This is a genomic window from Acidovorax sp. FW305-C-20-28 (assembly GCF_058783375.1).
The window spans coordinates 54,498-67,609 of sequence record NZ_JBYSYM010000022.1; the positions used below are offsets into that span (position 1 = coordinate 54,498).

At 65.6% G+C, this 13,112-nt stretch carries 11 protein-coding genes; 4 read left to right on the forward strand and 7 right to left on the reverse strand.

What is annotated here, in order from left to right; genetic code table 11:
* Nucleotides 1-74: 74 nt before the first annotated feature.
* The 5 genes from AC3WOH_RS23095 to AC3WOH_RS23115 form a co-directional block, all read right to left on the reverse strand.
* Complete coding sequence (locus AC3WOH_RS23095) at nt 75-2,444, reverse strand: xanthine dehydrogenase family protein molybdopterin-binding subunit (RefSeq protein ID WP_492231661.1); 2,370 nt, start codon at nt 2,442-2,444, stop codon at nt 75-77.
* Entirely contained in the window at nt 2,441-3,478 is a 1,038-nt protein-coding gene (locus tag AC3WOH_RS23100; RefSeq protein WP_492231662.1) for an FAD binding domain-containing protein, read from the reverse strand. Before AC3WOH_RS23100 ends, AC3WOH_RS23095 begins: the two co-directional genes overlap by 4 nt.
* Nucleotides 3,475-3,951, reverse strand: coding sequence for a (2Fe-2S)-binding protein (locus AC3WOH_RS23105; RefSeq protein ID WP_184856240.1), 477 nt, complete (start codon nt 3,949-3,951; stop codon nt 3,475-3,477). Before AC3WOH_RS23105 ends, AC3WOH_RS23100 begins: the two co-directional genes overlap by 4 nt.
* A 204-nt stretch (nt 3,952-4,155) precedes the next feature.
* Entirely contained in the window at nt 4,156-4,557 is a 402-nt protein-coding gene (locus tag AC3WOH_RS23110; protein WP_492231663.1) for a nuclear transport factor 2 family protein, read from the reverse strand.
* Between the two features lie 68 nt (nt 4,558-4,625).
* Nucleotides 4,626-4,976 carry a hypothetical protein gene (locus AC3WOH_RS23115; RefSeq protein WP_492231664.1) on the reverse strand — a complete coding sequence of 117 codons (351 nt, stop codon included), beginning with the start codon at nt 4,974-4,976 and terminating at the stop codon, nt 4,626-4,628.
* A gap of 140 nt (nt 4,977-5,116) precedes the next feature.
* On the opposite strand from AC3WOH_RS23115, the gene ku reads away from it, so the two are divergent.
* The 4 genes from ku to AC3WOH_RS23135 all read left to right on the forward strand — a co-directional run bounded on the left by ku (nt 5,117) and on the right by AC3WOH_RS23135 (nt 10,750).
* Nucleotides 5,117-6,028 (forward strand): non-homologous end joining protein Ku, encoded by a 912-nt coding sequence (gene ku / locus AC3WOH_RS23120; protein WP_492231665.1) that lies wholly within the window; start codon nt 5,117-5,119, stop codon nt 6,026-6,028.
* Nucleotides 6,029-6,059: 31 nt separating this feature from the next.
* Nucleotides 6,060-6,245, forward strand: a complete 186-nt coding sequence (locus tag AC3WOH_RS23125) for a DUF3606 domain-containing protein (RefSeq protein ID WP_492231666.1) — start codon at nt 6,060-6,062, stop codon at nt 6,243-6,245.
* An 18-nt stretch (nt 6,246-6,263) separates the two neighbouring features.
* Nucleotides 6,264-9,662 carry a DNA ligase D gene (gene ligD, locus AC3WOH_RS23130; RefSeq protein WP_492231667.1) on the forward strand — a complete coding sequence of 1,133 codons (3,399 nt, stop codon included), beginning with the start codon at nt 6,264-6,266 and terminating at the stop codon, nt 9,660-9,662.
* Between the two features lie 95 nt (nt 9,663-9,757).
* Nucleotides 9,758-10,750, forward strand: coding sequence for an SOS response-associated peptidase family protein (locus AC3WOH_RS23135; RefSeq protein ID WP_492231668.1), 993 nt, complete (start codon nt 9,758-9,760; stop codon nt 10,748-10,750).
* A 217-nt stretch (nt 10,751-10,967) separates the two neighbouring features.
* Here AC3WOH_RS23135 and AC3WOH_RS23140 read toward each other — a convergent pair whose 3' ends face one another.
* Both AC3WOH_RS23140 and AC3WOH_RS23145 read right to left on the reverse strand, forming a co-directional pair.
* Entirely contained in the window at nt 10,968-11,891 is a 924-nt protein-coding gene (locus AC3WOH_RS23140) for an NAD(P)H-hydrate dehydratase (protein WP_492231669.1), read from the reverse strand.
* Nucleotides 11,888-12,655 (reverse strand): histidine phosphatase family protein, encoded by a 768-nt coding sequence (locus AC3WOH_RS23145; protein WP_492231670.1) that lies wholly within the window; start codon nt 12,653-12,655, stop codon nt 11,888-11,890. The genes AC3WOH_RS23140 and AC3WOH_RS23145 overlap by 4 nt, the downstream gene beginning before the upstream one ends.
* Between the last annotated feature and the right edge of the window lie 457 nt (nt 12,656-13,112).

Below are 13,112 nucleotides of genomic sequence, written 5' to 3' on the forward strand. Positions count from 1 at the left end.
TGACTGCTGTAGGACCAGTGTGCGAGTGACATCAACGGTGACTCTTGCCGCCACTGTGCTGCCCCAAGCACTCACTAACCTTGAGCAGGGCCAAGGCTCGCTTCTCGAAACTCTGCATTGATGGGAGACCCCTGTTCAGTCACGCTGAGCACACCCATCACCTTGTCAGGTGTGATGGGAGTGCTGCGCACACGTCGGCCGGTGGCGTGGAAGATGGCGTTGGAGATGGCTGCAGCCACTCCTACCATGCCGATCTCGCCCACGCCCTTGGCGCCAAGGCGGCTCACGATGCGGTCGTCCTCGTCCACGAAAAGCACATCGATGTCGTGCACGTCGGCCTGCACGGGGATGTGGTACTCGGCGAAACTATGGTTCATGAAGCGGCCCTGGGCGCCGTCGGAGTGGGCTTCTTCGTGCAACGCCTGGCTGATGCCCCAGACCACGCCGCCCAGGATCTGGCTGCGCGCCGTGCGGGCGTTGATGATGCGGCCGGCCGCGATGGCGCTGACCACGCGGGTCACGCGCACGGTGCCCAGCTCCTCGTCCACGCGCACCTCGCAGAACACGGCCGAGTGCGTGGCGCGCGAGTATTTGCGCTGCTTGAGCATGTGCGGCAGCATGAGGTACTTGGCTTCGAGCGGGCTGCCGCCCGTTGCGGCCAGAACGTCGACCAGCGGCAGCTGGGCCCCGGCCACGCCCTTCAGGCGCATGGCTCCGCGGTGGAACTCCACATCGGCCAGGCGCGCCTTGGCGAAGGGGGAGCCATCGATTTTGCGCGCAATCTTGAACAAGGCCTTGCGCAGCTTCTCGCACACACCTTGCACGGCCGAGCCCACGGTGGCCACGTGGGACGAGCCGCCCTCGATGGGGGCCACGGGCAGGGTCGAGTCGCCCAGCCGGAAGGTCACCTTCTCCAGCGGCAGCCCCAGCGCGGCGGCGGCGATCTGGGCCATCACGGTGTAGGTACCGGTGCCGATGTCGCTGGCGGCGCTGCTCACCTCCAGCCGGCCATCGGGGTGCAGCACGGCGCGGGCGCGGGCGAACATCTGCAGCGCGTCCCACACGCCGGTGGCCATGCCCCAGCCCACCAGTTCGTGGCCTTCGCGCATCGATCGCGGTGCCAGCGGCCTCGCGGCCCAGCCAAAGCGCTCGGCCCCCTGGGCGTAGCAGGCCTTGAGCTCCTTGGTGGAGTGGGGCAGGTCGGTGGCGGGGTCGAGCTCCGCATAGTTCCTCAGGCGCAGGGCCAGCGGGTCCATGCCCAGGGCGTAGGAGAGTTCGTCCATGGCCACCTCCAGCGCATGCACGCCGTGTGCCGCCCCCGGAGCGCGCATGTCCATGGGGCTGTAGCGGTCCAGGTCCACCAGCTTGTAGTCCAGGCGCACGTTGTCGCTCATATACAGCTGGCCCGACCAGTTGACCACCACTTCGACATAGTCTTCCAGGCGCGAGGTCTCGGCCACCGCCTCGTGGATGATGGAGGTGAGCATTCCGTCGCGCTCGGCCGCCAGCCGCACGCGCTGCACCGTCTCCGGCCGGTGGCCGAAGGTGAACATCTGCTGGCGCGTGAGCACCAGCCGCACAGAGCACGCCGTATGAAGCGAGGCCATCACCGCAAGGATCAGGTTGTACTGCGGCCGCAGCCCCGAGCCGAAGGCGCCGCCCACGAACGGGTTGCGCACGGTGACCTTGTCCTTGCCCAGGCCGAACACACGTGAGACGACCCAGCGGCTGTTCTGCGAGCCCTGGGTCTTGTCGTACACCGTGAGGTGGCCGTCCTCGCCGCGGACCACCGTGGTCGCGTGCATCTCCATCGGGTTGTGGTGCTCGGCGCCGCTGTAGTACTGCGCGTCGATCTTCACCGGCGCGGCGGCGAAGGCCGCGTCCGCGTCGCCCTTGGGCTTGGGGGGCGGCGCATAGCCGGCCTTGAAGCCCTTGGGTTCGTGCGCGCGCTGCAGGTGGGCCAGCAGCTCGGTCTCGTGCGCCACTGTCTCGTATTCCACCTGCACCAGCTGGGCGGCCTCGCGCGCAGCCTCGAAGGTCTCGGCCAGCACCACGGCAATGGGCTGGCCGCTGTACAGCACCGCATCGCCGTGCAGCGGCTTGAAGGGCGAGCCGCCTGGCGCCGTCATGTCCTTGTAGAAGATGTCCATGGACCGCTTGCGGGGCCGGTTCTCGTGCGTGAGGATGTCGCGCACGCGCGGCGTGGCCCGGGCGCGGTCCAGGTCGAAGCGCACGATGCGCCCGCGCGCGATGGTGCTGCTCACCACCACGGCAAAGAGCATGCCGGCCACGAAATGGTCGCCTGCATACAGGGCCTGCCCGGTCACCTTGGCCCGCCCATCAGTGCGCGCCACGGCGTCGCCGATCTGCACGTAGCCCGTGCCGGGCTCAGCCATCGGCTGTTGGGACGGGGAGGGCCAGGGCTGGGGGTTGGCTGCGGTCATGCCGGTGCTCCGTTCATCGTGCTGCCGGGCAGCAGGCTGGTGGGGCCCGCCAGGGCCATCTCGAGCGCACGCACCACCGCCCGCTGCGCCATGGGGATCTTGAAGGCATTGCTGCCTGCGCCGCTGCCCTGGGCCTGGGCACCGGCCAGCAGGGCGCTGGCGGCCGCGGCGAACGCCGTGCGGTCTGGCTGGCGGCCGTGCAGCAGGGCCTCGGCCTCGGTGCGGCGCCAGGGTTTGTGCGCCACCCCGCCCAGCGCGATGCGGGCCTGGGCGATGCGGCCGTCTGCGTCGAATTGCAGCGCGGCGGCCACCGACACCAGGGCGAACGCGTACGACGCCCGCTCGCGCACCTTGAGGTAGGCGCTGTGCGCTACAAACGCCTGCGCGGGCGGCAGCTCGATCTCGGTGATCAGCTCGCCGCTCTGCAGCGTGTTGTCGGCATCGGGGCGATCACCCGGCAGGCGGTGGAAGTCGGCAAAGGCAATGCGGCGGCGCCCGGCGGGCGATTCCACGTGCACCACAGCCTCCAGCGCCGCCAGGGCGACGCACATGTCCGACGGGTGGGTGGCAATGCAGTGCGGGCTGGCGCCCAGGATGGCGTGCTGGCGCGCCAGGTTGCCGATGGCCGAGCAGCCGCTGCCCGGCACGCGCTTGTTGCAGGGCGTGCCCGTGTCATAGAAGTAGTGGCAGCGCGTGCGCTGCAGCAGGTTGCCGCCGTCGGTCGCCATGTTGCGGATCTGCGGCGAGGCGCCCGACAGGATGGCCGCAGCCAGCAGGGGGTAGCCATCGCGCACCAGCGGGTGGTGGGCGGTGGCAGCATTGCGTGCCAACGCACCCAGCAGCAGCCCGCCGCCGGGCGCGGGTGCTATGCCGGCCAGGGGAAGGGCGTTGATGTCCACCAATCGCTGGGGACGGGCCACGCCCTCCTTCATCAGGTCCAGCAGGTTGGTGCCGCCCGCCACGTAGGCGGCGTCGCCTCCGTGGGCAACGGCCGCCGCCGTACTGTCCGCCGTTTCGTAGGTGAAGGGGCTCATGGCTGGCCCCTTCCTTGCAGTGCGACCTCGCATACGGCGTCCAGGATCTGTACGTAGGCACCGCAGCGGCACAGGTTGCCGCTCATCAGTTCGCGCACTTCGTCGCGTGTGCGGGCATGCCCCTCGTTCACCAGGCCCTGGGCCGAGCACAGCTGGCCCGGTGTGCAATAGCCGCACTGGAAGGCGTCGTGCGCCACGAAGGCATGCTGCAAGGGGTGCAGGGCACCTTCCTTGGCCAGCCCCTCCACGGTGGTCACGCGCGCGCCGTTGCGCATCACTGCCAGGGTGAGGCAGGAATTGATGCGCTCGCCATTCACCAGCACCGTGCAGGCCCCACATTGGCCGTGGTCGCAGCCCTTCTTCACGCCGGTGAGACCCAGCTTGTCGTGCAGTAGGTCGAGCAGGGTGACCGAGGACTCGACTTCGAGCGCCCGGGTGCGGTCATTGACCGTGAGGGAGATGGAGTGGGGCATGGCGAGGGAACCTATGGAACTCTGGATCGCCCCATCATCAGAGTGAGCCAGTCCTCGATATGTCGGACAAGAGGCCTTCTCCCTCAGAGGGCTGGCGCGGGGTAGATCCTCAACCCCGGGCCAGTCTGCTCTTTTGGGAAACCAGGTCCGACCCCTCAGTCAGCGTTCGACTTAGGGTCAACATCTTGTAGCGCTCGCTTGAATTCATTGCGCGGCAGCCTCTTCGTTGCCGAGAGGGCTGGGGCGGGCGATTTCGCCCACTGGAATCACGAAGGCTTGCAATTGCGCCAGCTTGCCATCACGAAACCGCCAGACATCGCAGTAGGCATGTCGCACGGGGCGGCCCGAGTCGTTCTTCAGCGTGATTTCGCCGATGGCGGTGAGAAATCCCGCGTCGTCCGCCACCATGTGATGCACCTCGAACACGGGAGGCTCCGGGTACGCCGTGGGCATCCACTGGCGAACGGCCTCCTTGCCGCGCAGGGTCTTGTCCCCGACGAAGGTCCACTCCGTGTCCTCGGTGCACAGCGCAAGAAAGCCTTCGAAGTCGAGCCGCCGGATGGCTGCATTGGCCTGCTTCAGGGTGTTTTTGTGGGCGTCCTGCACGGTGGTCAGGGTGGGTGGGGCGGGTTCCGTGGTCATTCACAAACTCCAATGCAAGGCTGATGGCCTGTTCAGTTGGCCAGCCCGAAGCCAAACACCGACTGGTGCGACGGGCTGGTGCCATCGTCCAGGATCGGCTCTTCGTCTTCTTCACTGCGCACGCGCCCGGCTCCGCGGTTTGGCCCAGATCGCCGATGCTGGTCTGCGGATGCAGCGCGCGGGCCCGTGTCCAGGTCGGGGATGAGGGCCTGCAGGGCTAGCAATCCGTTGGCCACGGCTTCCTTGTAGGTGGAGCATGAGGCCTCCGCGCTTTGCAGTTCAGTCCAGGTGTGGTCTGCGCACAATTCGGCCAGTGCCCACTGGAAGGCACCCGTCTCAGGCTCGGTGACATGCACGGCAATGGAGCGAAGTGGCGCAGGCATAGCCACAGCGTAGAAGCTGGTTGGCCATTGCGAGAGGTCATCTTGCCTACTGCGCCCGTAAGCGAAGGCCTACAAGGTGCAGGCCGACGAAGCCGCAGACTTGCGCCACCCGGGATTCCCGCGCATGGAGAACCATCAGCATGGCAACTGGAAGCCGCACCCTCTGGAAAGGCGCCATCACCTTCGGCCTGGTCCACATCCCCGTGGGCCTGCACACGGCCGCCACGTCCGAGGGCGTGGATTTCGACTGGCTGGACAAGCGCACCATGGACCCCGTGGGCTACAAGCGCGTGAACAAGCGCACGGGCAAGGAGATCGACAAGGACAACATCGTCAAAGGCGTGGAGTACGAGGACGGCAAGTACGTCATCATCAGCCCCGACGAGGTGGAGGCGGTGTTTCCCAAGACCACCCAGACCATCGAGATCGAGCGCTTCATCGACGCCAACGAGATGCCCTTCATCTTCCTGGAGCGGCCCTACTTCGTCGCGCCGGTGAACAAGAGCGACAAGGTCTACTCGCTCCTGCGCGAAACACTGATCGCCACCGGCAAAATCGGCCTGGCCAAAGTGGTCATCGCCACCAAGCAGCATCTGGCCGCCCTGGTGCCTTCGGGGCCCGCACTGGTGCTGAACCTGCTGCGCTGGGGCGACGAGGTCAAGACCCTCGACTCCCTGGACCTGCCCCCTGCCGGAAAAAAGAACGTGAGCGCGGCCGAACTCAAGATGGCCGCGCAGTTGGTGAAAGAAATGTCGGGCCCGTGGAAGCCCGAGGACTTCAAGGACGAGTTCCGCATCCAGGTCATGAAGCTGGTCGAGAAGAAGGCCAAAGCCGGCGAGGGCAAGACCGTGCTGGAGCCAGAGGAAGAGGCACCTCAATCCGGCGCCGAGGTGATCGACCTGACTGCACTGCTCAAGCGCAGCCTGAAAGGCGGCGCAAAGGCCGACGCCAAGGCGCCAGCCAAGAGGGCGGTCGCAAAGAATGCCCCTGCCAAGAAGGCAGCAACCAAAGCTACCGCGAAGAAGGCAGCGCCCCAGCGCAAGGCCGCTTGAGCGCACACCATCCACCACGAAGGAGACTGCCATGGCAGACGACAAGACCAAGACCGGCGGCCAGGACCGCTCCCGCATCAGCCTGAGCGAAGACTACGAGGTGCGCGATTGGGCCGCCAAGTTCGGCGTGAGCGCTGACGAGCTCAAGGCCGCCGTGCAGGCGGTAGGCTACGATGCCAAGGCCGTGGAAGCGCACCTGAAGGGCTCCGGCCGCTGATGTGAAGACGGTGGCGCCGTGCGCGTCGCAACCTGGAACATCAACAACGTCAACAAGCGGATAGACCTGCTTGCCGATTGGCTGCGGCGCACCCAGCCCGATGTGGTGGCGTTGCAGGAACTCAAGAGCCCGACAGCAGATTTCCCCACCGAAGCGCTGGAGGCCCTGGGCTACAGGGCGGTTGTGGTGGGCCAGCGCACCTGGAACGGCGTGGCCCTGCTGTGCCGGGGTCATGACCCACTGCCGGTGGTCACTGCGCTGCCCGGAGACGTTGCCGACACCCAGGCGCGGTATGTGGAAGCCGCCATCAACGGCGTGCTCTTCGCATGCCTGTACCTCCCCAACGGCAACCCGCAGCCTGGGCCCAAGTTCGACTACAAGCTGCGCTGGTTCGAGCGGTTGAGGCTGCGCACGCAGGAGCTGTGGGATTCTGGCTACCCCGTGGTGCTGCTGGGCGACTGGAACGTGGTGCCCACGGACGCCGACATCTACAAGCCCGATACCTGGCGCGACGATGCGCTTCTGCAGCCTGAGGCGCGGGCGGCCTTCGCCTCCATCCTGGAGCAAGGCTGGACCGATGCCATCGCCAAAGTGCACCGCAAGGCAGTGCCCTTCACCTTCTGGGACTACCGGCGCAAACGCTGGGAGCGCAATGCCGGCCTGCGCATCGACCACATCCTGGTAGGCCAGGCCTTCAAGGTGGAGGATGCGGGCGTGGACCGTGATGAGCGGGGCCGCGAAGGTGCGAGCGACCACGCGCCAGTATGGGCCAAGATTGCGCTGAAGAAACGAGTGCCGGCCAAACGCAAGCCCCCACCGCTCACTCCCGAGCCAGCAGCCAAGAAAAAGCAGGGGAGGGGTGCCGCACCGACGCCTGCGGCTCCCGAGCCTTTGGCAAAGTACAACGCCAAGCGCGACTTCAGCAAGACGGCCGAGCCCGCGGGGACGCCATCGAAGCGCGCCGCGAAGAACTCGGCAGCCGGTGCACTGCAGTTCGTGGTGCAGAAGCACTGGGCGTCGAGGCTGCACTACGACTTCCGGCTGGAGCTCGATGGCGTGATGGTCAGCTGGGCGGTCCCCAAAGGCCCGTCCTACGATCCCAAGATGAAATCCATGGCGATCCACGTCGAAGACCATCCCATCGACTACAACACCTTTGAAGGCGCGATCCCCAAGGGCGAGTACGGCGGCGGCACGGTCATCATTTGGGACCGCGGCACCTGGGAGCCTGTGGGCGACCCGCGCGAAGGGCTGGCCAAAGGCAAGGTGATGTTTCAACTGCACGGCCAGAAGCTGGCGGGGCTGTGGGAGCTGGTGCGCATCTCCAAGCCGGGGGAGAAGAAACAGGACCAGTGGATGCTGTTCAAGAAGCGTGGCGACGCCTGGGCCAGGTCCCTTGCGGAGTACAACGTGATCACCGCGCTGCCCGACAGCGTGGTCGAGAAGCCCCTGGGGCTGATCGAGGCACGGGAGCCGCGCGCAGCACCCGCTCCAAGGCGCGGAACGTCTGACGCATCGAATGGACTGCAGGCTGCCAGGAAGGCCAAACTCCCGGCAAAGCTGGAGCCGCAACTGGCCACGCTGGTTTCTGCCGTGCCCGAGGGGGACTGGGTCATCGAGACAAAGTTCGACGGCTACCGGGTGTTGGGGCGCATCGATGAGGACAGGGTGCGCCTCTTCACGCGCAACGGCCACGACTGGACTGACAAGCTCCAACCCATCGCCGAAGGTCTGGCCCAGTTGGGCCTGACCCGCGCCTGGCTCGACGGCGAGATCGTCGTGCTCAACGATGCGGGCATCCCTGATTTCAACGCGCTGCAGAACGCCATCGACAACGCGCGCAGCGGCGGCATCGTGATGTTCGTCTTCGACGTCCCGTTCCTGGGTGACAGGGACTTGCGCGCCGTGTCACTGGCATCACGGAGGGCGCTTCTCAAGGAACTGTTCGAGAAGCGCCAGAGCGACATCATCCGCTTCAGTCCCGCCTTCGATGTGGCGCCTGCCCAACTGCTGGGGGCAGCCTGCCAGATGGGGTTGGAGGGTGTGATAGCCAAGCGGGCCGACGCACCCTATGTGTCAGGCCGCACCGAAACCTGGGTCAAGCTCAAATGCCAGCACCGCCAGGAGTTCGTGGTGCTGGGCTTCACGGACCGCAGCAACGCTGCCAAGGAAGTGGGGAGTCTGCTGCTGGGCTACTACGAGGATGGGGAACTGCACCATGCGGGGTCTGTGGGCACCGGCTGGGGCTCGGCCGGCGGGCGAGAACTGCACACCAGGCTGGCCAAGCTGGAGGTGGACAACGCGCCAGTCAGCGAGGCAGAGGTCAAGCCGGGGCGCTGGTCCAAGCGGCGAGCGGGCAGCGAGCGCTGGGTCAAGCCGACCATGGTGGTCGAGGTGGCGTTTGGAGAATGGACACCCGACAGACGCATCAGGCACGCTGTCTTCCGTGGCATCCGCACGGACAAGCCCGCCAGTGCCATCGTGCGCGAGCGGCCCAAGGCACACGTGGCCGCGCCGGCAATGAAGCGCAAGGTTCCCGCAGAGACCCACCAGGTCAAGATATCCAATCCCGAGCGCGTCATAGACCCCTCCACTGGGATGCGCAAGATCGACCTGGTGCACTACTACGAGAGCATTGCCCAGTGGATGCTGCCGCACCTCAAGAACCGGCCCGTGTCCCTGGTGCGCGCACCCACCGGTATCACAGGGCAGCTGTTCTTCCAGAAGCACCCCGAGAGCAAGATGCCGGGCATGAAAGAGCTGGACCCGGCCCTGTGGCCAGACCATGCGGCGCTGCTGGCGGTCGATTCGGTGGAGGCCCTGGTGTCAGCGGCCCAGATGAACGTGGTCGAGTTCCACACCTGGAACTCGAAGATTGCGCGCATCAACCAGCCCGACCGTTTCGTGCTCGACCTGGACCCTGGTGAGGGCGTGACCTGGCCCATGCTGCAGGAGGCTGCGGAGCTCACGCGCGTGATGCTCTCCGAGCTGGGCCTGGAAAGCTGGCTCAAGACCAGCGGCGGCAAGGGCCTGCACGTGGTAGTTCCCATCACCCCGAAGCTGGGGTTCGACGAGGTCAAGGCGTTCTCGCAGGCCGTGGTCAAGCACATGGCCCGGGTCATCCCGTCCAAGTTTGTCGCCGTCATGGGCAGCAAGAACCGGGTGGGCAAGATCTTCATCGACTACCTGCGCAATGGGCATGGTCAAACGACGGCATGCGCCTTCTCAGCGCGGTCGCGACCTGGGATGGGGGTGTCGATGCCTGTGGCCTGGGACCAGCTTCGCGAACTCAAGGGTGGGGCACAGTGGACCATTGCGACGGCGCGGGAGTACCTGAGCTTCCAGAAGGGAGATCCTTGGAGCGGTTACTGGAAGAAGAGGCAGGCCATCACACGCGCAATCAAATTGCTGGCTTGACGAAGCCAGCCCAGCCCGCCGGAGACATTCATGAAACAAGTGGGTTGCTGGCCTCCGCCCATGCTGCATACTGATCTGTCATTCAGGAGTTGCCGATGTGCTACAGCGCAATGGTCCGGTCTGACTACGCGAAGTTCGTCCGCGAATACGGGGCCAAGCTGAGCCTCAAGAACTTCTACGAGCTCTTCTACCGGCGCTTGGGCGACAGCAGCATCCTGATCCCCAAGAGCGTCGAAGCTGCCTTCGAAATGCCGCAGTCCGAAGCTGAGCGCGACATCAAGATGGCAATCGCGCAGTACGCTGCCGACCGAGAAAAGGAACTGTTGGCGGACCTGGAGACGCAGCGCGCCAGGCTGGCCAAGGCCACCGCGAAGCTGCAGGTCAAGTTCACGAAGACGGCGGCCGCCGACCAGCGCATCGCCACCAAGAAGATCCCCTGGTATGAAGAGAAGATCGCCAGGCTGCACCAGACCCGCTTGAGTGCCATCGACTCGCGGATCTTCCCCGGCTCCTATATACCCGTGATGGTGATGGAAGACGGCGAGCGGGTGCTCAAGCTGATGCGCTACCACTGCCGCCCGTCGCACGTGCCCGAGTCCTTCGACAAGGAGTTCCCAGGTTGCTACAACGCCCGCAAGGATTCGCTCAAAGGCTTCTGGAGGCAGCAGTACGGCAAGACCCACGGCGTCATCGTCATCAGCCGTTTCTATGAGCACGTGCCCAGGCACCTTGCCGAAGGCCGGCAGTCGCTGCACCCTGGAGAAAAGCCCGGAACCGTGGTCGTGGAGTTTTGGCCCGAGCCTGAGCAGGACCTGGTGCTCGCTTGCGTCTGGGCCCGATGGTCAGCACCAGGGGTGCCTGACCTTCTCTCGTTTGCCATCATCACCGATGATCCGCCGCCCGAGGTTCGAGCGGTGGGCCATGACCGGTGCGTGGTGCCGATCCGCCCCAAAGACATCGACACGTGGTTGCAGCCTGAGCAATCCACGTACGAGCAGCTCGATGCAATTCTGGACCCATCAGCGCGGCCGTATTTCCGGCACGCCATTCTTGCAGGAGATGAGCCGGACGCAGCAGAGCAAGGCTAATGCTCAGTTTTCCGGTGAGCGTCGATTTCTACAAGCGCATGGTCGTCCTTGACCCCCGCAGCCCAAGAAGGGCCGTTCAAGGATCCGCAGCGGCGTGGAACAGCCGCGAGATAGACCCCTCGTTTCTGCTGCCCATGCGCGAGGTCGTCCGCTCCAGGACCCACGGACTTCGCAACGGCCTGCGGTTGCTGGCAGTGCACACTTCACGCCCCTCTTGTTAGCCACTCGAACTAGCGTTGCGGCGCGTGCCAAGTGAATGCAGCAGTCGGGGAATCTGGAGCGGTAACTCGCTCGCGAGAAATCCCAAGGGGCCGTGGCTGCGCGCCAGCGCCTGTCCTGCCATGGCGTGCAGGAGCACAGCCCACGCACAAGCTTGCATCACGGGGGCCCCCCGTGCTGCGATCCCGCCGATGATTCCCGCCAAGGTGTCCCCTGACCCCGAGACTGCCAGGCCCGGGGTTCCTCCTTGGAAGCGCAGGGCGCTGCCGTCAGGCAGCGCGATGAAGGTGTTGGCGCCTTTGAGCGCCACGCAACTGTTCCAACGCGCCGCCATGGATACCGCGTAGTGAAGAGGGGCGGCCGCTACTTGCTCCTTGGTGTCCCCGGTGAGGTGCGCCATTTCGCCGCAGTGCGGAGTGAGCACGGTGGGCTGATCGAAGCGGCCACCTTTTGCCGCCGACATGGCATAGGCATCCAGCACCACCACGCTGTCCTTGAAATAGGGCAAGAGCGCTTGAACGAACGCCACGGTCCGCGGCTCGTCCACCATGCCCGGGCCCGCCACAACAGCGCTCACCTTGTCTCCGAGACGCGCCAGGCTGCGTGCTTCTGCGGCAGCAACCGCACCGCTGCGTGTCTCGGCCAGACCGATAACGCGGGCTTCCGGTATTGCGAGAGCCAGGCCTTGCGCGATGCAGCGTGGCGCGGCTATGGTCAGCTTGCCTGCGCCGGCCCGCAGGGCGGCCGTGGCTGCCAGCAGCACCGCCCCGGGCATTTCGCTGCAGCCACCCACCACCAGTACGTGTCCCCGCTCCTCCTTGTCGGCATGAACCGCTGTTGTGGGCAGTGGCCAACGCGCCAGCAGGGCCGGAGTGAGCGCGCGAGGACGTAGCTTGGGCGTGGTGGAACGGCTACCTTTCATGGCTTGGGCGCCGCAGGAACGTCGGCGGCCACAGTTACCGGCGTCGCGGCCTCGCGCAACGGTGCGAGAAAGTTCGCCTGCGCCAGACGCATGGGAGTGCTCTGGGCGAGATCGTCGGGCGCGTGTGAGCGGTATATGGTCGCGGCACAGTTGGGAACATCACCCTGTCGATCGATGTCCAGGATCGTCTTCTCGTCCATCTGCTCGATGAGGTAGCGCATGCAGTTGACGATGACCTGGTGCGCGACCACCAGCACACGCCGGCCCGCGTATTCGCGCGTGACCATCTCCTGCAGACTGCGCAAGCGCAGGATCACGTCGCACCAGCTCTCACCGCCCGGCGGGCGAAAGTAGAACTTGCCCACGTGCAGGCGTTGCTCATTGAGCTCTGGGTGCTTTTGCTGGATGCCAAACTTGGTCAGCCGGTCCAGGATGCCAAATTCCTTCTCGCGCAGCCGTTCATCCAGGCGAATGGCGCAGGCCTGCAGGCCGCCATGCTCGACAACGAGCCGTGCAGTCTGCATGGCCCGGACATAGGGCGAGCACAGCACCACCTCGGGTTGCTCGTCAGCTGGTTGCCGGGCAAACCACTCGCCCAAGGCCACAGATTGCTGCTCACCCAGTTCGGACAAGGGTACGTCGATGTCTCGCCAGGACAGTTCGATCAAGGGCAAGCCTGCGGACTCGGCGGCATCGCGGGCCACGTTGCCTGCGCTCTGCCCATGCCGAACGATCCACAGCGTATTGGACCACTTTGCCTGCATGGCCAGCTTCCTACCTGCGACTGCTGAAAGGCAGCAGCCGCGACAGCAGAGAGGGCCGGCTTGCAAGTTTGCCGATCACTCCCACAACGCCATCGCGCCCGGAAGCTGCGCGCGCTACCAGCGCCGAACCTACCGCGCTGCCAACCAGTCGGCCCAGCGAGCTGCTGCTTCGTCTCGCCTGCCGCATGGCCAGCAAGCCAGCTCCCAGGACCAACCAATGTTCACCAGCAAAGCCCGGACGCCGGTCATCCCACTGCTTCAGCCTCCTGATCTTTTGTTGTAGCGCCACGGTGTTCTCCATTCGAATGTTGATTGGCATCGTCGGCTCGGCTTCGGCCGCAAGGTGTCATCCCGCGCGGCAATCGATGGTGGTCAACGTCCTACATTGGAGGGCCTGCTTTTGCCGTTTTTCCTACAGCGATCTTCGGACCGCGGGCACAAGATATCGCCGTCACTT